Source organism: Yoonia sp. (genome assembly GCF_014859355.1).
Lineage (GTDB): Bacteria > Pseudomonadota > Alphaproteobacteria > Rhodobacterales > Rhodobacteraceae > Yoonia.
Window position 1 is genome coordinate 188,930 of record NZ_JACUUJ010000001.1, and the last position, 24,164, is coordinate 213,093.

Here is a 24,164-nt window from a genome sequence, read left to right on the forward strand (position 1 = left end):
AGATATGGCCTGCGCCGGTCCGGGGCAAGGGCAGCTCAGTCAGACTCAAACGGATCCCATTCGTCTTCAACCTCGGGCAGTGCATCCTGTAGCGCGTCTTGTGTCTTGTCGGCCTCGGTCCTTATCTCGGTGATATGTGCCTTCGGAAAGGCGGCGATCACGGCTTGGACCAGCGGGTGCTGTTCGGCTTGCTTGCGCAGGGCGATTGCAGCAGCATCACGGGTTTCGGCGATGGTGGGGGCACCACCTTCGGCCACGCTGATGACCCAGCGGTTGCCGGTCCATGCCTGCAGTCGCGATTGCAAGCGCCCGATCAGATCAGCGGAGGCGTCGGCTGTCGGGTTTACGGCAATGCGGCCGGGTTGGTAGCTGACCAAACGCAGCCCGGTTTCAACCTCGACCAGCAACTTCACGTCACGGTGCGCGCGGATCAGCTCCAGCACGTCCGCGAATCTTGCATAATGTTCCAGCGCATCGGTCGCCAGCGCTGTTGCCGTTTGTGCGCCAGATCCTGTTGAGCCGCGTTGCCTTGGCGCGGTTGCCGTGGCCGTTGGTGCCGCCGTCGCGCCGCCAGCAGGTGCGGGACGCCCTCCTGATGGGCTGGCTGGGGGCGGTGTGGCATCCTGCAATTTGCGCACCAGTTCGTCTGGTGCGGGCAGATCGGCCACATGGGTCAGCCGGATCACCGCCATTTCCGCGGCCATCATTGCGTTGGGGGCCATTGCGACCTCTTCCAGCGCCTTCAGCAGCATTTGCCACATGCGCGACAACACCCGCATCGGCAGGGCATCGGCCATGGCCTGCCCGCGGATGCGTTCATCAGGGCCGATGGTGGGGTCTTCGGCGGCCTCGGGTGTGATCTTGATGACACTCACCCAGTGGCACACCTCGGCCAGGTCGCGCAGCACCGCCATCGGGTCTGCCCCGTCGGCGTATTGGGCAGACAGTTCGCTTAGGGCCGCTGCCGCCTCGCCGCGCAGGATCATGTCGAACAAGTCCAGCACGCGGCCCCGGTCGGCCAGCCCCAGCATCGCGCGGACCTGATCGGCGGTGGTTTCGCCGGCGCCATGGGAAATCGCCTGATCCAGCAGTGATGTGGCATCGCGCGCCGATCCTTCGGCGGCGCGGGTGATCAGCGCCAGCGCGTCGTCGCTGATTTCAGCGTTTTCACCGTTGGCGATCTTGCGCAGCAGGGCGATCATCACCTCGGGTTCGATGCGGCGCAGATCAAACCGCTGGCAGCGCGACAGCACAGTGACGGGCACCTTGCGGATTTCGGTGGTGGCAAAGATGAATTTCACATGCGCGGGTGGTTCTTCCAGCGTTTTCAACAGCGCGTTGAACGCGCCTGTTGACAGCATGTGCACCTCGTCGATGATATAGACCTTGTAGCGCGCGGAGGCCGCGCGGTAATGCACGGAATCAATGATTTCACGGATATTGGCGACCCCGGTGTTGGATGCCGCATCCATTTCCATCACATCGACGTGCCGTCCTTCCATGATGGCACGGCAGGGTTCGCATTGCCCGCAGGGGTCTGTCGTCGGGCCGCCCGCGCCGTCGGGACCGACACAGTTCAAACCTTTCGCGATGATCCGGGCGGTCGTCGTTTTGCCGGTGCCCCGGATGCCTGTCATGATGAACGCCTGCGCGATCCGGTCTGCGGCAAAGGCATTTTTCAAGGTGCGCACCATGGCGTCCTGCCCCACCAGATCGGCAAAGGTTTCGGGCCGGTATTTCCGGGCGAGCACTTGATAGGCGGATTGGTCGGTCATGGTGTCCTGATGCTGGATTCGTCTGCCTGTAAACCCTACGCAGACCGCGGGCATTGGTCCACAGCGTTCGGGCGGTTGTCAGCGGCCGCGTTTGTTCGCGGCGCCTTTTTGCGGTTTGCCTGCCTTTTTCGACCGATCCCGCACTTGCGCAATTGTGTCGGTGGCTTGTTTGTTTTCTTGCGACAGCTTTTTGAAACGTCGGAGCCGCTCTGGATCGATTTCATTGGTCTTGACCGCCGCTTGCACTGCGCAACCCGGTTCGCTTTCGTGCGCGCAATCGCGGAATTTGCAACGTGCAGCCCGTTCAGAGATTTCCGGAAAGGTTGCGTCGATCCCGAAAGCCACCTCTGCCACGCCAAGCCCGCGCATGCCCGGCGTGTCAATCAGCCAGCCACCTTTGGGCAGTGCATGCAGCGAACGGCCCGTTGTCGTGTGGCGTCCGCGCGCGTCATCTTCGCGGATGGCGCGGGTCGCGGCATTTCCGCCGGTCAGGGCGTTGGCGATCGTTGTCTTGCCGACACCGGATGTGCCGACAAGGGCGACAGTTTGCCCCTTGTCATACCACGGGGCAAGCAGGTCTGCCACGGCACCCGATTTGGCATCCAGCGCAATCACCGCAAGGTCGCGCCCCAAAGCTTGCGCCCTTTCTATAAAGGCTTGGGGGGCAACGCATTTGTCTGCCTTGGTCAACAGGATCACGGGGGTGATCAGCGCGTCATGCGCCATGGCCAGATAGCGTTCAAGCCGCGCTTCGTTGAAATCTTCATTGCAGGACGTGGTGATGAAAAGCGTGTCGATATTGGCGGCGATCAGTTGCTTTTCGCCGCTGTGATATTCTGTTCCGCGGCTCAGTTCTGTTTTGCGGTTCAACACGCGGATCACGCGATGCTGGTCGGGTTTGCACAGCACCCAATCGCCGACGGCCACCGCTCCGGTTGTGATGCCCGGGTCCAACGTCAATTCCAAGGGGCCGATTTCCGAAAGGGCATTGACCCGGTCACGATGCACGGTTGCGATACGCGCAGGGGTCAGTGATTCCAGATCGGCGGAATCCAGTTGCGACATGTAAAACGGCGACCAGCCAAGGGCGTCGCGTGTCAGTTCTGTCAATCAGGTGTCCTTTTTCAGTGAAGGCCGTTCAAGTCACCCTATGCCTGCAAGCCACGGCGGCACAAGACAATGGTTGGGCATTGCGCAGGGCGATGCGCCGCATCGGCACGGCCCAACAAGCACAGTGGCACGATAAGTCAGAAGAAGGAGAGGTGAGAGGCTGACAACGACCCAAGCGGGGCTCGTTATGGCTGCTTCCTTCCGGACCTGACCAATTTGGCGAGGCGCTCGCCCGCGCCAACCTCTCGCTGGTCATATAGTGTGGCATCTTGTCTGGCGCAACCATCAGAATGTCAGGCGATACAGATCAAATCCTTCCTGATCCGGCCCGACATGGCTGATCCCTGCGCTCAGCTGGTTTTTTGCCGATGGGGAAGACCGGAAAACGGCGCTGGTGTCCGGTATGCTGTTGAAAACCCACGGTGGTCTGGCGGAACCGGCGATGATGGTGCGCGCGCGCAGATCGGCGATCAGGATTTCATGCGTTGTTTCGACAGAACTGTGCAGCAAATCCGTGTCTGGGATGCTGAGAAAACCGCCACCGCCGTTGGCTCTGTAGCTGTTCATGGCGACGACAAACATATCGTCATCCGCAACGGGCTTGCCTTGATAGCGCAAGTCGCGCACCCGGCCGGAGTGTATTTTCAGCACTGCGCCACCCGGCCCGAAACATGCGGGTTGCGACAGGTCGAACGCATAGGTCAGCCCAAAAATACTGTCGCAGTCATAGGCGGGAATCTGCGGGTTTATCAGGGTTTGGTCATGCTTTCCGGGGGTCATCTGGTTGAAATGCGCAGCAGACCATTCCAACCATGCACGCAATTGCGCACCGCTGCGCCGCACGGCGCATAACACGTTTGCAAAGGGGTAAATCGCCGCAGCATCGCGCAGTGCAACAGGCCCTGGCGCAATGTCGATGAAATGCGCCGGCCCGGCCCGGCCCCCAAAGCGGAAGGGCGCGGTCGCTGATAAAACCGGTAAATTCCTGTGCGCGGATGACGCCAGCGCCTTTTGCACCGCCCGCATTTGCGCGTCTGCCAGCAATTGCTGCGACAAGTCCGGCCTGACGCATGAAAAATAGCTGTGCAGGCGGGATTTCGTTTCGGCGATGGGCTGTCTGATGTAAGCCTGCGTCGCTTTATGTGCGGTCTTCACATGCCCGCGCAGTCGTTTCGTCAACGGACTGTCATGTTCTGTGTGCGCATCCTCTTGGTGCATGCGGCAGACGTGTTTTACGATTTCCGCACCTTTTGGGCCAAAGGTCAGATCAAGGTCAATGACGCCCAGCCAATTGCCGTAAAACCCGGCCATGACAGTTGGTTTGCCATGCAAAGTGCCAGTTTGATGATTGATTGCTGCACCGGGGCTTTGGTTGCCGCCGGGAAAGATTTCATGGGTGTGCCCGGTCAGGATCACGTCTATCCCGTCTACGGCGGCCAATGGCACGGCGGCATTTTCCATGTTGGGTGTGTGCCCCTCAGCCCCGATGCCCGAATGGCACAGCGCCACGACAAGATCGGCGCCAGCGGCTTTGATCTGTGGCACCAGAATGCGTGCGGTTGCCACGATATCATCTGCTTGCAGTTGCCCGGCCAGCATCGCCCTGTCCCAACTGGTGATTTGCGGCGGCACAAAGCCGGTCACGCCGATCCGCAGCGGGCGTTGGGTGCCGTCTGTGCAGGTCACGGTGCGGTTCAGGATAACGTAATCCAAAGCGATATCCGGCCCTTGCAACATTCGGATATTGGCGCAAATGACGGGAAATTCCGCCGCATCGAGTGCGGTGCGCAGAAATGGCAGACCATAGTTGAATTCATGATTGCCCAGCGTCACGCCATCATAGCGCAGCGTATTAAACGCTGCGATCATGGGGTGAATGTCCGGCGGCGCGGGCTGGTTGGCCAGAAAATCGGCCAGCGGATTGCCCTGAATGAAATCTCCGTTATCGAACAGCAGTGTCGTGACCCCGGCCTCGGCACGCATTGCACTGATCCGGTCGGCCAGATGGATCAGCCCGGTGCCATGATCAACTTTGTCAGTAAAGTAATCATACCCCAAAAGCCGCATATGAAGATCGGTCGTTTCGAGGATCCGTAACCTTGCGCGGGGTTGGCGGGCGGTCAGACCAAAATTGCCCTGCTCGGGGGAAGGAGTATGCATGCGCGACCCTAAAGCGAAACACTCGTTATATGATTTAGATACTACATGAAGGAGTGAAACGTTAATCAATTGAATTTTACATTGCATAAAAAATTGAACTCCAGATACGGGCATGTCATTTCGGGTGTTATGAAAATTGCAGAAACAGTGACTTTTGGCGGCTCGGGGTTGAATCGGGCCGCCGAATGGCGCGGGCGGGCTGATGAATTGCGTCTGCATCCTGCCGCGCGGACAATTCTTTTGTGGCGCGGCAAGCCGATGTTGCGTGGCGATACGCTGGTGCGTGTGCCACTGGGTCATCCGGTCATGGCAGATGCCGGTGCAGACCTGATCCTGCTGGGGATAGACGATGCAGGCCCGGTGTTTGCCGCCGATCTGTCGGGGTGGACGCCGCCCGACCTGGATACAACGCATCTTGATACTTTTCTGGACCCGTCAGAACAGCGGCATCCGGCTATGCCGGCAGGGACGGTTTTTGCCGAATTGCGCGCGATCATGACCCGGCTATCGCCGCGTGACGCTGAACTGGCCGTGACGGCAAAGGCGATCATGGGCTGGCATCTGTCGCACCGTTTCTGCGCGCGCTGTGGCACCGAAAGCACCTTGGCCATGGCGGGCTGGCAGCGCAATTGCGCCGCCTGCGGTGGCCACCATTTCCCGCGGACCGATCCGGTTGTGATCATGCTGATCACACATGGCAATGCGGTTTTGCTGGGCCGTTCGCCCGGCTGGCCGGATGGGATGTATTCGCTTTTGGCCGGATTTGTAGAGCCGGGTGAAACAATAGAAGCCGCCGTCCGTCGCGAGGTGTTTGAAGAAACAGGTGTGCGGGTTGGTGCGGTCAGTTATCTGGCCAGCCAGCCTTGGCCGTTTCCTTCATCTTTGATGATGGGCTGCGCGGGTCTTGCGCTGAGCACCGACATCACGATTGACCCGGTCGAGATCGAAGATGCGCTTTGGCTCACCCGCGAGGATCTGGCGCTGGCCTTTACCGGGGCACACCCGCGCATCCTGCCAGCCCGCAAAGGGGCCATTGCCCATTTTCTGTTGCGGCAATGGCTTGCAGATCAACTTGACTGATCATCGCTGCCCGCCGCCGCCGATCATCCGATTTGGACGAAAACGATGAAATTCAGCACACGCGAAGATATCGAGGCGCCCATTGCCCATGTGTTCGAAAAGGCAAGTGATTTTGCGGCCTTTGAACGCCGTGCGCTGCGGCATGGTGCGCGCGTTTACCGTCAGGGTGACGGGCCGGTTACGCTGGGGGCAAAATGGGAAATAGAGTTCCGGCTGCGGGGCCGCAACCGCAAGATGCAGGCGACGCTTGCTGCGATAGATGCACCCGAAATGTATCGCTTTGATGCGGTGTCAGAACACCTGATCGCGCAAAGTTCTGTTACTTTGGTCGCGCTGTCGCCCAATCGCACGCGGATTTTGGTGGCTTTCGATCTGCAACCGCGGTCGTTGACCGCCCGCGTGATGTTGCAGCCCCTGAAGCTGGCCAAGGCCAAGCTGACACAGCAGTTCAAGGGGCGCGTTCTGGAGTTTGCCAAGGATATCGAACACGATTACCGCAACCCCGCCTGACCAAGACGGATCAGTCTGCCTGTTCGTGGCGGCGCGCTGCGGCGGGATAGACCCCCATGATTTGCAGGTGATTGGTAAAGTAATCCAGTTCCTCGAGCGCGAGCCGGACCGAAGGGTCATCCGGATGCCCTTCGATTTCGGCATAGAATTGTGTCGCGGTAAACGCGCCCCCGACCATATAACTTTCCAGTTTGGTCATGTTGATCCCGTTTGTCGCAAAGCCGCCCATCGCCTTGTAAAGCGCGGCAGGAATGTTGCGCACCCGGAACACAAAGCTGGTCATCATGCCGTGATCGCCCCGTCGCGTGTAATCGGGGTCGCGCGCCATAACCAGAAAACGGGTCGTATTGCGTGCGTGATCCTCGATATGGCGGGCGGCCACATCCAGCCCGTAAATCTCTGCAGCCAATTCCGACGCCAACGCCCCCAAGGCAGGGTCGCCAGATCGGGCGACATGCATCGCTGACCCGGCCGTATCTGCCCCGACCAAAGGGTTGATTGCGTGGCGGCGCAAGAAATTGCGGCACTGGCCCAGCAGAACTGTATGGCTCATCGCGGTTTTGACATCGGCGACGGTCGCGCCGGACACGGTCAGCAGGTTGATATGCACCCGCACAAAGGTTTCATCAACAATGTGCAGCCCGCTTTCGGGTAACAGTGAATGCACATCAGCCACACGGCCATAGGTGGAATTTTCAATTGCGATCATGCCCAGGTCTGCATCACTGCGCCGCACGGCCTCGATTGCATCCTCGAATGTGTGGCAGGGCAGTGGTGCAAAATCAGGCCGCGCCTGCACACATGCCTGGTGGCCATAGGCGCCCAGTTCCCCCTGAAAAGCGATTTTTTGTGACATATTCCTCAACTTCTTCTGCATACTGTCGCATTTGGGCGATTAGTCGCGCCAGTATACCTTGCAACCGGGTGTGGGAAGCGGATACACAGCCCCAGAGTTTTGAACCAGATGGAACGCGACATGTTCGACACAATGACGATGACCAAAGTAATTGGTGCCCTTTGCGGTTCCCTTTTGATTTTCCTTTTGGGCGGATGGGCAGCTGAAATCATCTATCACGGCGGTGGCGGGCACGACGACCGGCAAGCCTATATCATCGAAGTCGAAACCGACGAAGTTGTTGAAGACGTCGTTGAAGAAATCGATTTTGCGATCGTGATGGCCTCGGCCAGCGCCGCTGACGGTGAAGCATTGTGGCGGAACTGCCGGTCGTGTCACGCACTGGAAGCGGGCGTAAACGGCGTTGGCCCTTATCTGCACGGTGTTGTCGGGCGGGATGTCGGGGCTGCGTCCGGATATAATAGCTATTCGGGTGCGTTGACGCAGGTCGCTGATGTCTGGACGCCCGAAAACCTGAATGGTTTCCTCGAAAACCCCAGTGCTTACGCGCCTGGCACGTCGATGGGCTACCGCGGGATGCGGTCGGTTGAAGACCGGGCCAACCTGATCGCCTATCTTGACAGCATCGACAACTGATCGTTGATAGCACAAGATGTATCAAAGGCCGCCTATTCGGGCGGCCTTTTTTCTTGCCGTGATGTTGGGATCACTGCGCGATCACGCAATCTCAACTTGAATGTTTGCCAAACTGTCCCTTAGCCTCATCTATAGTTAAAAGAGTTTGACCATTCTGGAGAAAATCATGCCGCATCGCCCCCAGTCACGTGCAATGTCCAAGGTCGCCGACAATCGCGCCGATCTGCTGCGAAACTGGGTGCTGGGCACTGTTGTCAGTGTGGGGGCCTTGGTGGCTGCGGGGCAGCTTTTGGCCGACGCGCATGAGACAATCATCGAAACCCATGCCTATTCAAATTTTGGCACGGTAAAATACGGCCCCGATTTTCCGCATCTGGACTATGTGAACCCTGACGCGCCCAAGGGCGGTGAAATAGCGCTGTGGTCAATGGGCACGTTCGACAGTTTTAACCAATATTCCCGCAAGGGCGTATCCGCCGAACTGAACACGCTGCCCTATGAAAGCATCCTGACCAGCACGGCGGATGATCCTTACGGGTCTTACTGTTATCTTTGCACCACGATGGAATATCCCGAAAGCCGCGACTGGGTCATCTTTAACCTGCGCGACGATGTGACCTTTTCCGACGGGCGCCCCTTTACCGCCGAAGATGCGAAATTCACCTTCGAGCTGTTTCAGGAACAGGGCATCGCGGAATATCGCGCCATCATCGAAGGCTTTATTGACAGCGTCGAGGTGCTGGGCCCGCATCGTGTGAAATTCAACTTTACCCCCGAGGCACCGCGCCGCGATGTGATTGGCATCGCAGGGGGAACGAATGCGTTTTCAAAGTCATGGTTTGAAGAAACCGGCGCACGTGTTGACGAAAGCACGTTAGAGCCGTTTTTGGGCACTGGTGCCTATATGCTGGACAGCTACGACATCAACCGCCAGATCATCTATAAACGCAATCCGAACTGGTGGGGCGCTGATCTGCCGATCAACATCGGGCGCAACAACTTTGACAGGATCAGGGTGGAATATTTCGCCGATAGTGCGGCCGCATTGGAAGGCTTCAAATCCGGCGCTTACACGTTTCGCAACGAAAATTCATCCAAGGAATGGGCGACGGGCTATAATTTTCCCGGCATCGACAACGGCTGGGTGGTCAAGACCGAACTGCCCGACGGCAATATCGCCTATGCGCAGGCATTCGTGTTCAACCTACGCCGCGAAAAATGGCAAGACCCACAGGTCCGCGAAGCGATCCGCATGATGTTCAATTTCGAATGGTCAAACGAAACACTGTTTTACGGCATCTATGACCGGGTCAATTCGTTCTGGGAAAACTCCGAGCTTGAGGCGACGGGCACCCCTTCCGAGGCCGAAATCGCGATTTTGAAACCATTGGTTGATGAGGGATTGCTGGACGCCAGCATCCTGACAAACGCGGCGGTGATGGCCCCCACATCCAGCAGCGCCGACCGGCCGCTGGACAGGGGCAACCTGCGCACGGCATCTGCCCTGCTGGACGGCGCAGGCTGGATTGCGGGCGATGACGGGATTCGCCGCAAGAACGGCCAGCCGCTGACGATGGTGTTCCTTTCGTTCAGTCCCGCCTTTGACCGGGTGATCAACCCCTATATCGAAAACCTGACCCGGCTGGGTGTGCAGGCGCGGCTGGACCGGGTGGACCGGTCGCAATATGTGGACCGCCGCCGCACCGGTGATTACGATATCGTTGGCCACGGGTTCAGCATGGGGTTTGAACCGGGGATCGGTCTGCGGCAATGGTATGGGTCTGAAACCGCCCAAGACAGCTCGCGCAACCTGATGGGCCTTCAGAACGCAGCGATTGACCGGCTTATGACCGTCGTGATTGATGCACAAACACTGGATGAACTGACCCCGGCAGTGCATGCGCTGGACCGCGTGTTGCGCGCCGAAGGGTTTTGGGTGCAGCAGTGGTTCAAGGATGTGCACACTGTCGCCTATTACGATATGTTCCGCCATCCTGACGCCCTGCCGCCCTATGCGCTGGGCGAACTGGATTTCTGGTGGTATGACGCAGACGCTGCCGAAACCCTGCGCGCCGCGGGCGCATTTCAGTAAGGACCGTATCTTTTGGGTGCCTATATCCTCCGAAGGCTGATGCTGGTGATTCCGACATTGATCGGGATCATGATCGTCAACTTTGCCCTGATCCAGTTCGTGCCCGGCGGGCCGATCGAACAGATCATCGCGCAGTTGGAAGGGCAGGGTGATGTGTTCGAAGGCATCGCCGGTGGTGGTAGCGAAATCGCGGGCGCCAGCAACGAAGGCAGCTATGTCGGGGCGCAGGGGCTTCCTGCGGAGTTTATTGCGGAACTGGAACGCGAATTCGGGTTCGACAAACCACCCTTGGAGCGGTTTTTGAACATGATATGGAACTACATGCGGTTCGATTTCGGCGAAAGCTGGTTCCGCAAGATCAGCGTATTTGATCTGGTACTGGAAAAAATGCCGGTGTCGATCACGCTGGGGCTGTGGTCCACGCTGATCGCCTATCTGGTTTCGATTCCGCTGGGGATCAAAAAGGCGGTGCGCGATGGCACGCCCTTTGACACATGGACCAGTGGCGCCATCATCGTGGGCTATGCGATCCCCGGTTTTCTGTTTGCGATCCTGCTGATCGTGTTGTTTGCGGGGGGGTCATATTTCCGCATCTTCCCGCTGCGCGGGCTGACATCATCAAATTTCGAGGATCTGACCCTGATCGGCAAGGTGCTGGATTATTTCTGGCACATTACGCTGCCGGTGCTCGCATCGACGATTTCTGCTTTTGCCACACTGACGCTGCTGACGAAAAACAGTTTTCTGGACGAGATCAAGAAACAATATGTCATCACGGCCAAGGCCAAGGGGCTTTCGGAATCGCGCGTGCTTTACGGCCATGTGTTCCGCAACGCGATGCTGATCGTGATTTCAGGCTTTCCGGCGTTGTTCATCGGCGTGTTCTTTGGCGGGTCGCTGATTATTGAAACGCTGTTTTCACTGGACGGTTTGGGCCGTCTGGGGTTCGAGGCGGCGGTCGCGCGCGATTATCCGGTGGTATTTGGCACGCTGTTTGCCTTTTCGCTGATCGGGCTTGTCGTGGGTATCCTGACCGACCTGACCTATGTGTTCATTGACCCCCGTATTGATTTCGAGGCGCGCGGATGATCCGGCTGTCCCCCCTGAACCAGCGCCGCTGGCGCAATTTCAAGCGCAACCGGCGCGCAACGTGGTCGCTGATCATTTTTGGCGTGCTGTTCGGTTTGTCGTTGTTTGCCGAATTCATCGCCAACGACAAACCCATTCTTGTCAACTATCAGGGCGAATTGCGGATGCCCATGTTCACCTTTTATTCCGAACAGGATTTCGGCGGCGATTTCCCGACCGAGGCCGGGTATAAAGACATCGAGGTGCAATGCCTGATCGTGACCGGCGGGCTGGTTGACTGTTTTGACATGCCAGAGGATCTGATCGCAGCGGTGAAAAATGGTGAATCCATTGATAACGCGGGATTTGAGGCGGGGTGGATGATCTGGCCCATCATCCCCTATTCCTACAAGACAATCGTGGATGTGGGCGGCGTGGCCCCGTCACCGCCCAGTGCCGACAACTGGCTGGGCACCGATGACACCAAACGCGATGTCGCGGCGCGGGTGATTTACGGCTTTCGGCTGTCGGTGATGTTTGCACTGATCGTGACGGTCGCGTCATCCCTGATCGGGATCGTGGCAGGGGCGGTGCAGGGCTATTTCGGCGGCTGGACCGATCTGATTTTTCAGCGATTCATCGAAATCTGGACGGGAACGCCATCGCTTTATGTGATCATCATCGTCTTTGCGATCTTGGGGCGAAGTTTTTGGCTGTTGGTGTTTTTGACGGTGCTGTTCGGCTGGCCTGCACTGGTGGGCGTGGTGCGCGCGGAATTCCTGCGCGCGCGTAATCTGGAATATGTGCGCGCGGCCAAAGCGCTGGGCGTGCGTGACAGCACGATCATGTTCCGCCACATGCTGCCCAACGCGATGGTGGCAACGGTCACGATGCTGCCGTTTCTGGTGACAGGTGCGATTGCGACACTGGCATCGCTAGATTTTCTGGGGTTTGGCTTGCCGTCCTCGGCCCCGTCATTGGGCGAGTTGACCTTGCAGGCGAAACAGAACCTGCAAGCGCCATGGCTGGGGTTCACGGCCTTCTTTACCTTTGCGATCATGCTGTCGCTGCTGGTGTTCATCTTTGAAGGCGTGCGCGACGCGTTTGACCCGCGCAAGACCTTCATCGCCGACGGCAAGGTCGATACGCTGGATGCAACATTTGCTGCGGCCCCCGCCGGAAAGGCCGCTGAATGACCACACCGATCCTTGATGTGCGCGACCTGCGGGTGGCTTTCCGGCAGGATGGCGGTGCAACACACGCTGTGCGCGGTGTGTCGTTTCAGGTGCACAAGGGCGAAACCGTGGCGCTGGTCGGCGAAAGCGGGTCAGGCAAATCCGTCACCGCCCTGTCCACCGTGCAATTGCTGGGTGACAGTGCGGTCATGGCCGGATCCATCACTTATGACGGGGCGCAGATGGTCGGCGCGTCCGAGGCGGAATTGCGCCGGGTGCGTGGCAATGACATCAGCTTCATCTTTCAGGAACCGATGACATCGCTGAACCCGCTGCACACGCTGGAAAAGCAACTGGCCGAAAGCATCGAACTGCATCAGGGCCTGCGCGGGGATGCGGTGCGCGCGCGGATCATCGAACTGCTGAACCGCGTCGGTATCCGTGACGCGGAAAGCCGCCTTGGATCTTACCCGCATCAGTTGTCCGGCGGGCAGCGCCAGCGGGTGATGATTGCGATGGCGCTGGCCAATGGCCCCGAGTTGCTGATCGCAGATGAACCGACCACGGCGCTGGACGTGACCATTCAGGCGCAGATTCTTGATCTGCTGGCCGATCTGAAACGTGATGAGGGCATGGCGATGCTGTTCATCACCCATGACCTGACGATCGTGCGCAAGATCGCCGACCGGGTTTGCGTGATGAAAGACGGTGAAATCGTTGAAACCGGCCCGACGGCACAGATTTTCGCCAACCCGCAACACCCCTATACCCAGATGTTGCTGGCGGCGGAATCATCCGGCGTGCCGGTGCCGGTGCCCGATGATGCGCCGGTGGTGCTGGAAACCGATCATGCCAAAATCTGGTTTCCCATTCAGGCCGGTTTGCTGAAACGCACGGTCGGCCACGTCAAGGCAGTGAACGACGCCACGTTGACAGTGCGCGCGGGTGAAACGCTGGGTGTCGTGGGCGAAAGCGGGTCAGGCAAGACGACACTGGCCCTTGCCGTGATGCGATTGATCCGGTCAGAGGGGCGGATTATCTTTCAGGGGCGGGATATTCATGGGCTGAACCAGCGCCAGATGCGCCCCCTGCGCAGCGAAATGCAGATCGTGTTCCAAGACCCGTTCGGCAGTCTTTCCCCCCGCATGACGGTGGCCGAGATTATCGCCGAGGGGCTGGGTGTGCATGGCGTTGACCCGGGGCGCAACCGGCGCGATATGGTGGCGGAAATCATGGGCGAGGTGGGGTTGGACCCTGCGTTGATGGACCGGTATCCGCACGAATTTTCCGGCGGTCAGCGCCAGCGGATTGCGATCGCACGCGCCATGATCCTGCGACCCAAGCTGCTGATTCTGGATGAACCGACCAGCGCGCTGGATATGACGGTGCAGGTGCAGATCGTGCAATTGCTGCGAGACCTTCAACAAAAATACGCGCTGGCCTATCTGTTCATCAGCCACGACCTTAAGGTCGTGCGCGCCCTTTCACATAAGGTGATGGTGATGAAACAGGGCGATGTCGTTGAATCTGGTGATGCCGATGCAATATTTGACGCGCCGCAGACGGCATATACCCGTGAATTGATGGCGGCCGCCTTTGGTGGCAAGGCAGCATAGGAAAAATCTTGTCGGCGTTCAAAAGGGACGGCCCTGTTAGGCGCGCGTCCCTTTTGTAAATCAACTATCGGCGCCGATCATGAAACAGGTCGTGCCCCGTGCCTGAAGCCTGCGGCAGGCCAGATCGGCCCCTTCGCGGGTCAGCCCCACGAAATTCGCGTCAAACCCGCCAGATCGCTGCACCACGCGGCGCAATGATCCGTCCAGCGTGCTCATTTCATTCAGGGCGACGCGCAACAAGACCCGCTCTGCGTCATGGCGTGTATTGTAGCGGCCCACGTTCACACCCCAGTGGCGCCCACCAGAGGTTGAAATGCGGGTCACGACCTCGGGGATGGTTTGTTCGGCCAGGGCAGGGGGCGCTGCGGCCATGATGACCGTTTCTGCGGGCCGGGCTTGGGGGGTGACTGCCGGTGCGGCTGGTGCGGCAGCGGGGGCCGTGGCGCCCAAGGCTTCGGCCACGATGGCATCAATGACATTGCTGTCGATTGCAGCCAGCAACAACGTATCGTCGCTCATGGTCGGTGCAGCGGTGGCGGGGCGGGCGATGGGGCGCAAGCTGCGGGTCACAAGGCCACTTACACGCACAACTTTTCCGCCGCTGTTGCCTACTTGCGGGGCTTCGCTGACCATGGCGCCGGGCGGCGTTGGTTTACGGACGGAAGCCTGCGCCGGCGCGCGACTAAAGCCCATATCCATCAGTTCGGTGACGCGCGCGTTGCGGGCAGCAGTGGACGATCCACCAAACACTGTCGCGATAACGCGTTCCTGGCCCCGTTGCGCAGAAGCTACGAGGTTGAAACCCGCCGCGCGGGTATAGCCGGTTTTTACACCGTCACCGCCGGGGTAGCTGTCGAGCCAGCGGCGGTTGGTGTGGTTCACTTTTGCGATTCCAGCATCAGCGCTGCGCCGCGAGAAAAGATTATAATACTGTGGAAAATCATAAATCACATGGCGGCCCAGGATCGTCATGTCGCGCGCGGTGGAAAGGTGGCCATCCCGCGTGAGCCCGTGGGCGTTGCGAAAGGTTGTGTTTGTCATGCCCATCGCTGCGGCCGTGCGGTTCATGCGGGTTGCAAAGGCTTCTTCCGACCCGGATATTGCAATGCCAATGGCTGTCGCCGCGTCATTGGCGGATTTCACAGCCGCCGCCCTGAGAAGATAACGAAAACGAATTTTTTGCCCGGTGCGCAACCCCAGTTTTGATGGTGGTTCTGCGGCGGCTTCCTTGGTGATCGTCACTTCGGTGTCAAGGCCGATTTCACCGCGCTGGATGGCCTGAAACGCAATATAAAGCGTCATCATCTTGGTCAGTGATGCCGGATGTAATCGGGTGTCGGCATTGCGCGCGTGCAGCACTTCGCCGGTGCGGGCATCCATGACCATTGCCGCATAGGGCGCAGCGTTCGCACCAAGCGGTGCCAAAAGGATTACAAAAATGAATATAAATGCGTTCAGCCCGAAAAGGGCCGACTGTCCCATACGACTTGCCACGTCGTTTGCCTCTTTCTTACTGCCTCTGATCCCGGATTTTTCCAGTGATCTTATTATTATGCACAAACGCTAACATAACTTTGATTTCCAGAAAACACCTTAATTTTAATAACTTTCAGGGCATGTTTTGTCTGGTATAGACAACATGTGGTGATCTGGCGGGCATTCTTACCCCAAATGAAGGAATTTGACACGGAAAAGGCTGGTTTTGCTATCAGTGTAACAGCCCCTTTTCAGCAGATTTATGTGCTTTATATGTAAAAGCCAGATATGGGGAACTGTGATGTATGCAAAGGTCATGATGATGGCAGACAAAAAGGACGACGGTGACGGCGACCTGGGTGTCAAGCTTGAGACCAAGACAAAGACAAAGCGCCCGCCGTTATATAAGGTTTTGATTTTGAATGATGATTTCACGCCGATGGAGTTCGTCGTGATGGTGCTGGAACGGTTTTTCGGCTTGTCCCACGCGCAAGCGTTCGAACTGATGCTGACCGTTCATAAAAAAGGCGTGGCAGTTGTTGGCGTTTTCAGTCATGAGATCGCGGAAACGAAGGTGGCGCAGGTCATGGATTTTGCCCAACGTCACCAGCACCCGCTGCAATGCACCATGGAGAAAGAATAGCGCCCGCCGCTGTTTGCTGATAAATGTCCCAATCCCGTCTGCGTACCGCCCTTGAAGAAGGGCTGCTGACGTTGCCCCAAGGCAACATTGCTGTTTTGCGCCCACCAGTGATCTATGATGTCGCCGCCTTGCCCCGCGGGGCCGTTCGGGTTGTGCATGGGTTTTTCCCGGATTTCATGGCATGGCAGGCAGCGGGCTATCCTGTCACGCTGGACATGCCGCAGGTGTCTGTCGCCATCGTGGTGGTGCCGCGCGCCAAGGCGCTGGCGCGCGCGATGGTGGCTGAGGCTTGTGCAAAGGCTGATCTTGTGATCGTCGATGGTCAAAAGACTGATGGCGTCGACAGTGTGTTCAAGGCATGCCGCAGCCGGCTGGGCGATCTGCCGTCGATCACCAAAGGACACGGCCGGATATTTTGGTTCGCGTCTGGGGATGTTTTTGCCGACTGGGCCGCGCCACCACCTGCGCAGGGTGCCCATGGTTATTTCACCGCCGCCGGTGTTTTTTCGGATGGGGCGATTGACAAAGGATCAGAATTACTGGCTGCCGCGTTGCCTGCCAAGTTGCCAGCGCGCATGGCGGATCTGGGGGCCGGTTGGGGCTATCTGGCATCAGCCGTTCTGTCGCGCGATGGCGTCAAGTCGCTTGATCTGATCGAGGCAGAGCACCTTTCGCTGGAATGTGCCCGCTTGAACGTGACTGACCCGCGTGTCCGGTTTCACTGGGGGGATGCCACGCAATTCCATGTGGATGCACCCTTTGATGGCATCGTGATGAATCCGCCCTTTCATGCGGATCGCAAGGCGGACCCGACGCTGGGCCGCCGCTTTATTCAATCGGCGGCGCGCCTGTTGGCCCCGCATGGCAAACTGTGGATGGTTGCCAACCGTCATTTGCCTTACGAAGGCGCGTTGACGGAAAATTTCCGCAATGTCGACATGATTGGCGGCAACGGCGCCTTTAAGATATTCCATGCGAACCGCCCGCTGCGCTGACGCGGCGCCAAGAGGAGAAAGCGAATGTCATTTTCGATCTCAGGTAAAACAGCGATCGTCACGGGGGCTGCCAATGGGGTGGGTCTGGCGATTGGGCGCCACTTTGTCCAGCAGGGGGCAAATGTCGTTTTCGCGGATATGGATGAAAAGCAACTGATTCATGAAATGGGTGAAACCGCCGCGAAAGAAGAAAACGTGCGCATCTTTGCCGGTGACCTGCGCCAAAAGCTGACGATTGCCAATTTGCTGTCAGCCACGATTGATGCGTTCGAGCGGGTGGACATCCTGGTGAACGCCTCGCGGCAGGTGATGACAACCGATCCGTTGAACCCTGATGACAACACGGTCGAGGAATTGTTGCAGCAAAATATGCTGACGACGCTGAAGATGAGCCAGGCCGTTGCCCGCCGTATGATCAAGCAGGGCCAAGATGCCCCGCCGGGGCCGATTGGTGCGATTGTCAATATCAGTTCGATCGCGGCACGCCGGACCCATCCGGATCTGCTTGCCTATTCGGTCAGTTCTGCGGCGCTGGATCAGTTGACACGCTCAATGGCCGTTGCCTTTGCGTCGCATGGCATTCGTGTCAATGCAGTTGCCTTTGGCAGCGTGATGAGCGCGAGCCTGAAGGGATCGCTCAAGGATCATGATGCCATCCGCGATACGATCCTTGAGAACACGCCGCTTCATCGCATTGCAAGCCCCGGCGAAGTCTCTGACGCGGTGCAATATCTGGCCTCTGATGCGTCAGGCTTTGTGACCGGCCAGATCGTAACGGTGGATGGCGGGCGCACATTGATCGACCCGGCAGCGGTATCGGCGCACTGATTATTCTGGATGAACCGCGATGCACTGTGCGATGGTCTGATCCGCCTGCGCACGGTTTTGCGCCTGGCGTTGCAACAATGATTGCAGTTTGGCTTGTTCGGCATTCAGGTCGATAGCGGCTGGGACGGTTCTTGTGAATGTATCGACCTTGTCGCAACGATACTTGAACGTGGCACCCTCGGCGGTGGTGCCTGTGCAGGTGCGGCGGATCGTGCGTAGATCTTGCCGTTCTTCCAGCGCATAACCGCGCGCGATATTGGCCCGGGTTTCGATGATCAGGCGGTCTAGAACGCGCAGCTCGCGCAGGGCGTCATTGATGCAGGCTTCACGCGGGGTGGCGCAGGCCGCGAGTGCCAGCAACGGGATCATCAACAAGGCAGGGCGCATGGGTTTCTCCGCTGGTTTGGTCTGGATCATCGGTGAACGATCGGTATGGTGCAAGCATATCATGATGGAACCGCATTCACTGACAAGAGGCAAGAGCGTGTATGACAAACGGGTTTGAGGCAGAAAAGGCGAAAGCCGCGGCATGGTTTCGCACATTGCGCGACCAGATTGTTGCGACCTTTGAAGGGTTGGAAGAAAGCGACGCCAGCGATGCGCCCGTGGGCCGATTTGACGTGACCGAAACGACACGGAAATCAGACGACGGATCAGACGCCGGAGGCGGGCTGATGTCGGTGATGCGGGGGGGGCGTGTTTTCGAAAAGGTGGGGGTGAATATTTCCACTGTTTACGGCCAATTGGGCGAAGCCGCTCAGCGCGCCATGGCCGCACGCGGCGTGCCCGGCATGGCGGATGATCCGCGTTTCTGGGCATCGGGCATTTCGCTGGTGGCGCATATGCAAAACCCTCATGCGCCAGCGGTTCACATGAATACCCGCATGTTCTGGACCCCGCACGCATGGTGGTTTGGCGGCGGGTCCGACCTGAACCCCTGCATCGAATATGATGACGACACCGCCCATTTTCATGCCACCCAAAAGGCGCATCTGGATCCGCATGGCGCGGACTTATATCCAAAGCTCAAGGCGTGGGCGGATGAATATTTTTACATCCCGCACCGCAACCGTGCCCGTGGCGTTGGCGGTGTTTTCATGGATGACCATTGCTCTGGTGACTGGAACGCGGATTTTGAATTGACCCAAGACATCGGCCGGGCCTTTTTGCCGGCCTATGTGCCGCTGGTCGAAAAACGCCGCACAACCCCGTGGACGGACGCCGACAAGGATACGCAGCTGATCCATCGCGGGCTTTATGCGGAATATAACCTTGTCTATGACCGGGGCACGAAATTCGGGCTGGCGACAGGCCATGACGCAGACGCCGTGCTGATGAGCCTGCCACCACTGGCGAAATGGGTTTAACTGTGTTTGCGGGGTCTGTTGTCAGGCCCCGCTGCGCACCGTGTCGATCATCAGTTGCACATTGGTCGGGTCCGCATCGGGCGTGATGCCGTGACCAAGGTTAAAGATATGCGGCCCCTTTGAAAATGCGCGGCAAATACGGCGGGTTTCGTCGATCAGGGTTTGCCCGCCCGTCACCATATGGGACGATGCCAGGTTGCCTTGCACGCAGCCGTCTTTTTGAACATGTTCTGCCGCCCATTCGGCGGTCACGCCTTCATCAATGGCAATGCAGGCGGCCCCGGTTGCCGCATGCATCCCGGCAAAACGTGGCCCTGCGCCGCGGGCAAAGACGATGACCGGAACGTCGGGGTGGCGTTCTTTCAGGGCGGCGGTGATCCGCGCCATCGGCTTGACTGAAAATTCAGTGAAATCATCGCCTTCCAACGATCCGGCCCAACTGTCAAAAATCTTGATCACTTCGGCCCCTGCGTCGATCTGCCGGGACAGATAGGCGATCGTGCTTTCGGTCAGCAGGTTGATGATCCCTTCAAACAAGGGGCGATTTTCAGCCTTGAGCGCGTGTGCCGGGCCTTGGGCGGGGGTGCCTTGCCCTGCGATCATATAGGTCGCCACGGTCCAAGGCGCGCCGGCAAAGCCGATCAATGCGGTTTCTTGTGGCAATTCGCGCGACAGGATTTTGACCGTTTCATAAACAGGGTTCAGCGTGTCATGGATCGCCTCGACCGGCTTGAGCGCGGCAAGTTCATCTGCTGTGGTGATGGTGGACAGCCGCGGGCCTTCGCCTGTGACGAACCATAGATCCGCCCCAAGCGCCTGCGGCAACAGCAAGATATCGGCAAAAACGATCGCTGCATCAAATCCATAACGCCGGATCGGTTGCAGCGTCACTTCGGCGGCCAGTTCAGAGTTATAGCACAGCGACAGGAAATCCCCGGCCTGCGCGCGTGTTGCCTTGTATTCCGGCAGGTAACGCCCTGCTTGCCGCATCATCCAGATCGGTGGGGTGGCAAGTGTTTCGCCCGCAAGGGCCCGAAGGATGGTTTTTTGCTGCGTCATGGCGTGTCCTTTATTTGCCCCTTGGTCCCAATTGCAGTTGGTGTTGTCAAGCTGGGTTGACATGGCTAACACTCGGTTCATGACATTTGCATTGCCCAATCCCGCCCAAACCCTGAAAATCGGAACCCGTGGTTCGCCGCTCGCCTTGGCGCAAGCGCATGAAACGCGCACAAGGCTGGCAAAGGCCTTTGATCTGCCGTCCGCGGCCTTTGCCATCGTCGTGATCAAGGTCACCGGCGATCAGGTGCAGGACCGCCCGCTGAAGGAAATTGGCGGCAAGGGTCTGTTCACCCGCGAAATCGAAGAGGCGCTGCTGGATGGCACGATCGACATCGCGGTGCATTCGATGAAGGACATGCCGGTGGAACAGCCCGGCGGGTTATTGCTGGATACCTATCTGCCGCGCGAAGATGTGCGCGATGCCTTTGTGTCGCTGACTGCCAAGGGACTGGATGATTTGGCCCAAGGGGCGACGGTGGGCACATCATCCTTGCGCCGCCGGTCGCAATTGCTGGCGCGGCGTCCTGACCTGAATATCGTGGAATTCCGCGGGAACGTGCAGACCCGCCTGAAAAAACTGGCCGATGGCGTGGCCGAGGCGACGTTTCTTGCCATGGCAGGGCTGAACCGGCTGAATATGGCAGACGTGCCGCGCACAGCTATCGCCCCCGAAGCCATGCTGCCCGCTGTGGCGCAAGGGGCCATCGGGATCGAACGGCGTGAGGGTGACAACCGCGCGGCTGAAATGCTGGCCGCTATCCATGATGGGCCAACCGGCCAGCGTCTGGCGGCGGAACGGGCGTTTCTGGCCGCATTGGACGGATCATGCGAAACCCCGATTGGTGGATTGGCCGATCTGGATGGGGGGAATTTGCGCTTGCGCGGTGAAATCCTGCGCACCGATGGCACAGAAGTTTATGCTGATGATGTCAGCGGCGCCATTGAAGACGGCCCCGAAATGGCCCGCGCCATGGCAGCGCGGTTGTTGGAACGCGCTGGCCCGAATTTCTTTTAGCGACACGCGAAGGAATTTCGCGAAATTCCTTCTGCCACTGAACTATTCAGCCGCTGGAATGACCTTTCCGGGGTTCAGGATGCCCTTGGGATCAAGCGCGGCCTTGATCGCACGCATGGCATCCAACGCCACGGGGTCCTTGCGCCGCCGCATCGTGCCCAGTTTTGACTGGCCCACCCCGTGTTCGGCGCTGAACGAACCGCCAAGTTCCTGCACCACGTCTTCCACGGCTTCGGTCATGGCAGCCACCACGTCGGGGTCGTTGCGGGTGATGAATGTCGTGTGATGGATATTGCCGTCGCCCAGATGCGCCACGATGCATTCCGTACAATCAGGGTCAATCGCCTTGAGTTTTGGCGTTACAGCGGATTCGAAGGCCGCGACCTTGTCTAGCGGCACAGCTATATCGGTATTCACAAAGGGTGTGCCACGAACCAGTACCTCGCCCGCGTCCTCGCGGCGTTTCCACATGGCTTTGCGCTGCGCCTCGTTTTGGGCGATCACAGCGTCCAGCAGGTGCCCCTGTTCCAGCATGACACCCAACGTATTCTCTAATGCGGCGACCACGGGAATGCGCCCGTCAGGGCCGGGGGTCGCATCGCGGGGGGCGGTGGCACCCACCTCGACCATGATATTTACGTCATAGGTGGTATCGAACGGCGGCTGTGCGCCTTCCATCAAGGCCATATGCCTGTCGATGTAATTGCGGGGCATGTATTCGAATGCCTCTACCGCGCCGCCTGTCGTATCTTGCAGCGTGTTCAGCAGCGCCAGCGCATCATCAAGCGACGGCAGAGCCACCATCGCGGTGGCATATGCGCGGGGTTTGGGTTTCAGTTTCATCACGGCGGCGGTGATGATGCCCAACGTGCCTTCTGCGCCGATCATCAACTGGCGCAGGTTCAGGCCGGAATTGTCCTTATGCAGCGCGCTCATCAAATTCATTACGCGCCCATCGGCCATCACGATTTCCATGCCAAGACACAGTTCGCGTGTATTGCCATAGCGCAGCACGTTCGACCCGCCGGCATTGGTGGACAGCACCCCGCCGATCATGGCGGACCCACGCGCGCCAAAGGTCAGTGGAAAGATCAGGTCGTGTGCCTCGGCCGCGGCATGCAGGTGCGACAGAATCACACCGGCACCGACCGTGGCGGTGCGCCCGGCTGTGTCGATCTGTGTGATCGTGTTCAGTCTGTCCAATGAGAGCAGCAAGGAATCCGTGGCCTGTGTGCCGCCGGTCAGCCCGGTATGCCCTGATACTGGAACCACGGGGGTGTCGGTCGCATGGGCGATTTTCAGGATACCCGCGACCTCTGCGGTATTGCCGGGGCGCAGAACGGCAAGCGGCATGCCTGTATAGGCGCCGGTCCAGTCGGTTGCATAGGGGACGGCGTCCGCGCCTGTCAGAACGCGGTTTGCGCCAATAATGGCGGCGATGCTGGCAAGGATGGACATTCTGTTTACTCCGGTCATTGCGCCGCAGGCTAGCGCCAATCGCGGTGATGCGAAAGGTCGGCGATGATGGCAGGCATAAAGAAAAGAGTGTGGTGGTGGCGTGGGGGAGATTTGAACTCCCGACCTAACGATTATGAGTCGTTCGCTCTAACCAACTGAGCTACCGCGCCGGGCCACGAACGTCCGATTACGCAAAGGGGGCGAGGGTGTCAAACCGATTCTGCCCCCTTTGGTCAATCATATCGCAGTTCGGTCGCCTTTCCCCGAAAGATTGTATAGGATAGAATTGTATAGCCCAGGATCGTGGGCAGCACGATGCAGGTGCCGATCAGGATGATGAACAGGCTTTCGGGGGCGCTGGCGGCTTCGTAAAGCGTCAGCTTTTCCGGCACCACATAGGGATAAAAGCTATAGGCCATCCCGCCGAATGCCATCACCCAAAGTGCCGTTGCCGCAGCAAACGGGTGCCACGACCCCCGGTCACCGGGGTAGGGCATGCGCCGCAACATCGACCAAAGCCAGATCACCAGAATCGCCGACAGGATCGGCAGGGGCGACAAATACAACGCCTGGGGCCAGTTGAACCATTTGTCGAAAATCCGTTCGCTGACAAAAGGCGTGGCCAGCGATATCGCAGCAATCCCCAGCACCAGCCCCCAGATCCCGCCTTTGGCCCAATCCACCGCTTTGCGTTGCAGGTATTCATCGGTTTTATGGATCACCCAAGTCGCCCCGATGAAACTGTAGCCGACAGTCAGAAACACCGCCGTCAGCAGCCCAAAGGCTGCATGCGCCCATGTCCAGTCCAGCCCCATGACATACATCCCCAGCATGAACCCTTGGCTGAGCGCAGTCATCAGTGACCCGGCAAAGAACGCGTTGTTCCACAGGCGTTTGTAAGGTTTCGGGGCCTTGGCGCGAAATTCAAACGCCACGCCCCGCAGGATCAGCCCGATCAGCATGATCGTCACCGGCAAATAAAGCGCGGTCAGAATTGCCCCATGTGCCGCAGGAAAGGCCACCAGCAGAATGCCGACTGCCAGCACCAGCCACGTTTCATTGGCATCCCAGAACGGCCCGATAGATGCGATCATCCGGTCTTTTTCGTCATCATCAGCAAAGGGAAACAAAATCCCCACGCCCAGATCGAACCCGTCCAGAACCACGTAAATCAGGATGGACAGGCCCATCATTGCGGCAAAGGCAAAAGGCAGCCAGACGGCAGGATCATCGAACATAGTCATG

The 24,164-nt window shown here is 58.7% G+C and carries 21 protein-coding genes, 1 tRNA gene and 1 other RNA gene; 12 read left to right on the forward strand and 11 right to left on the reverse strand.

Annotated features, from left to right (window positions below; genetic code table 11):
• Positions 1 to 35: 35 nt before the first annotated feature.
• The 4 genes from IBX59_RS00985 to IBX59_RS01000 all read right to left on the reverse strand — a co-directional run bounded on the left by IBX59_RS00985 (position 36) and on the right by IBX59_RS01000 (position 5,045).
• The gene (locus IBX59_RS00985; RefSeq protein WP_296371423.1) at positions 36 to 1,829 is read right to left on the reverse strand and encodes a DNA polymerase III subunit gamma/tau; all 1,794 of its coding nucleotides are present in this window, start codon (positions 1,827 to 1,829) and stop codon (positions 36 to 38) included.
• Between the two features lie 24 nt (positions 1,830 to 1,853).
• On the reverse strand, positions 1,854 to 2,885 hold the full coding sequence (rsgA, locus tag IBX59_RS00990; protein ID WP_296371425.1) for a ribosome small subunit-dependent GTPase A: 1,032 nt from the start codon (positions 2,883 to 2,885) through the stop codon (positions 1,854 to 1,856).
• A 150-nt stretch (positions 2,886 to 3,035) separates the two neighbouring features.
• Positions 3,036 to 3,133, reverse strand: an RNA gene (gene ffs / locus IBX59_RS00995) — signal recognition particle sRNA small type.
• Positions 3,134 to 3,170: 37 nt separating this feature from the next.
• A complete protein-coding gene (locus IBX59_RS01000; protein WP_296371427.1) occupies positions 3,171 to 5,045 on the reverse strand; it encodes a bifunctional 2',3'-cyclic-nucleotide 2'-phosphodiesterase/3'-nucleotidase in 1,875 nt (624 codons plus the stop codon).
• A gap of 129 nt (positions 5,046 to 5,174) precedes the next feature.
• Here IBX59_RS01000 and nudC point away from each other — a divergent pair, with 129 nt between their 5' ends.
• Together nudC and IBX59_RS01010 are read left to right on the forward strand one after the other, a co-directional pair.
• Entirely contained in the window at positions 5,175 to 6,125 is a 951-nt protein-coding gene (nudC, locus tag IBX59_RS01005) for an NAD(+) diphosphatase (RefSeq protein WP_296371429.1), read from the forward strand.
• Positions 6,126 to 6,170: 45 nt separating this feature from the next.
• Positions 6,171 to 6,635 (forward strand): SRPBCC family protein, encoded by a 465-nt coding sequence (locus IBX59_RS01010; RefSeq protein ID WP_296371431.1) that lies wholly within the window; start codon positions 6,171 to 6,173, stop codon positions 6,633 to 6,635.
• Positions 6,636 to 6,645: 10 nt separating this feature from the next.
• Here the strand turns inward: IBX59_RS01010 and IBX59_RS01015 are convergent, their stop codons facing one another.
• Positions 6,646 to 7,491: a prephenate dehydratase gene (locus tag IBX59_RS01015; protein WP_296371433.1), complete on the reverse strand. Its 846-nt coding sequence runs from the start codon at positions 7,489 to 7,491 to the stop codon at positions 6,646 to 6,648.
• Positions 7,492 to 7,611: 120 nt separating this feature from the next.
• On the opposite strand from IBX59_RS01015, the gene IBX59_RS01020 reads away from it, so the two are divergent.
• The 5 genes from IBX59_RS01020 to IBX59_RS01040 all read left to right on the forward strand — a co-directional run bounded on the left by IBX59_RS01020 (position 7,612) and on the right by IBX59_RS01040 (position 14,078).
• Complete coding sequence (locus IBX59_RS01020; RefSeq protein ID WP_296371435.1) at positions 7,612 to 8,127, forward strand: c-type cytochrome; 516 nt, start codon at positions 7,612 to 7,614, stop codon at positions 8,125 to 8,127.
• 166 nt (positions 8,128 to 8,293) lie between these two features.
• Complete coding sequence (locus IBX59_RS01025; protein ID WP_296371437.1) at positions 8,294 to 10,219, forward strand: extracellular solute-binding protein; 1,926 nt, start codon at positions 8,294 to 8,296, stop codon at positions 10,217 to 10,219.
• 12 nt (positions 10,220 to 10,231) lie between these two features.
• Positions 10,232 to 11,308: a microcin C ABC transporter permease YejB gene (locus IBX59_RS01030; RefSeq protein WP_296371440.1), complete on the forward strand. Its 1,077-nt coding sequence runs from the start codon at positions 10,232 to 10,234 to the stop codon at positions 11,306 to 11,308.
• Entirely contained in the window at positions 11,305 to 12,483 is a 1,179-nt protein-coding gene (locus IBX59_RS01035; RefSeq protein WP_296371442.1) for an ABC transporter permease, read from the forward strand. The genes IBX59_RS01030 and IBX59_RS01035 overlap by 4 nt, the downstream gene beginning before the upstream one ends.
• Positions 12,480 to 14,078: an ABC transporter ATP-binding protein gene (locus IBX59_RS01040; RefSeq protein ID WP_296371444.1), complete on the forward strand. Its 1,599-nt coding sequence runs from the start codon at positions 12,480 to 12,482 to the stop codon at positions 14,076 to 14,078. The genes IBX59_RS01035 and IBX59_RS01040 overlap by 4 nt, the downstream gene beginning before the upstream one ends.
• Before the next feature lie 60 nt (positions 14,079 to 14,138).
• Here IBX59_RS01040 and IBX59_RS01045 read toward each other — a convergent pair whose 3' ends face one another.
• The gene (locus tag IBX59_RS01045) at positions 14,139 to 15,560 is read right to left on the reverse strand and encodes a D-alanyl-D-alanine carboxypeptidase family protein (protein ID WP_296371519.1); all 1,422 of its coding nucleotides are present in this window, start codon (positions 15,558 to 15,560) and stop codon (positions 14,139 to 14,141) included.
• Between the two features lie 295 nt (positions 15,561 to 15,855).
• Between IBX59_RS01045 and clpS the strand changes: the two genes are divergently transcribed.
• From clpS to IBX59_RS01060, 3 genes are read left to right on the forward strand one after another with little or no spacing between them, the layout of a single operon-like run.
• A complete protein-coding gene (gene clpS, locus IBX59_RS01050) occupies positions 15,856 to 16,197 on the forward strand; it encodes an ATP-dependent Clp protease adapter ClpS (RefSeq protein WP_296371446.1) in 342 nt (113 codons plus the stop codon).
• Between the two features lie 23 nt (positions 16,198 to 16,220).
• Positions 16,221 to 17,192, forward strand: a complete 972-nt coding sequence (locus IBX59_RS01055; protein ID WP_296371448.1) for a methyltransferase — start codon at positions 16,221 to 16,223, stop codon at positions 17,190 to 17,192.
• A 24-nt stretch (positions 17,193 to 17,216) separates the two neighbouring features.
• Positions 17,217 to 18,020 (forward strand): SDR family NAD(P)-dependent oxidoreductase, encoded by an 804-nt coding sequence (locus tag IBX59_RS01060; protein WP_296371450.1) that lies wholly within the window; start codon positions 17,217 to 17,219, stop codon positions 18,018 to 18,020.
• Here IBX59_RS01060 and IBX59_RS01065 read toward each other — a convergent pair whose 3' ends face one another.
• A complete protein-coding gene (locus IBX59_RS01065) occupies positions 18,021 to 18,407 on the reverse strand; it encodes a hypothetical protein (RefSeq protein ID WP_296371452.1) in 387 nt (128 codons plus the stop codon).
• A 101-nt stretch (positions 18,408 to 18,508) separates the two neighbouring features.
• Here IBX59_RS01065 and hemF point away from each other — a divergent pair, with 101 nt between their 5' ends.
• Positions 18,509 to 19,387 (forward strand): oxygen-dependent coproporphyrinogen oxidase, encoded by an 879-nt coding sequence (gene hemF, locus IBX59_RS01070; RefSeq protein ID WP_296371455.1) that lies wholly within the window; start codon positions 18,509 to 18,511, stop codon positions 19,385 to 19,387.
• Between the two features lie 21 nt (positions 19,388 to 19,408).
• On the opposite strand, the gene hemE is transcribed toward hemF, so the two are convergent.
• Positions 19,409 to 20,446 carry a uroporphyrinogen decarboxylase gene (gene hemE / locus IBX59_RS01075; protein WP_296371456.1) on the reverse strand — a complete coding sequence of 346 codons (1,038 nt, stop codon included), beginning with the start codon at positions 20,444 to 20,446 and terminating at the stop codon, positions 19,409 to 19,411.
• 79 nt (positions 20,447 to 20,525) lie between these two features.
• Here hemE and hemC point away from each other — a divergent pair, with 79 nt between their 5' ends.
• Positions 20,526 to 21,461, forward strand: coding sequence for a hydroxymethylbilane synthase (gene hemC, locus IBX59_RS01080; RefSeq protein ID WP_296371458.1), 936 nt, complete (start codon positions 20,526 to 20,528; stop codon positions 21,459 to 21,461).
• A 42-nt stretch (positions 21,462 to 21,503) separates the two neighbouring features.
• On the opposite strand, the gene IBX59_RS01085 is transcribed toward hemC, so the two are convergent.
• The 3 genes from IBX59_RS01085 to IBX59_RS01095 form a co-directional block, all read right to left on the reverse strand.
• Positions 21,504 to 22,919 (reverse strand): FAD-binding oxidoreductase, encoded by a 1,416-nt coding sequence (locus tag IBX59_RS01085; protein WP_296371459.1) that lies wholly within the window; start codon positions 22,917 to 22,919, stop codon positions 21,504 to 21,506.
• Between the two features lie 93 nt (positions 22,920 to 23,012).
• A tRNA-Met gene (locus IBX59_RS01090) sits at positions 23,013 to 23,089 on the reverse strand.
• Between the two features lie 63 nt (positions 23,090 to 23,152).
• Complete coding sequence (locus IBX59_RS01095) at positions 23,153 to 24,163, reverse strand: cytochrome d ubiquinol oxidase subunit II (protein WP_296371460.1); 1,011 nt, start codon at positions 24,161 to 24,163, stop codon at positions 23,153 to 23,155.
• Position 24,164 lies beyond the last annotated feature (1 nt).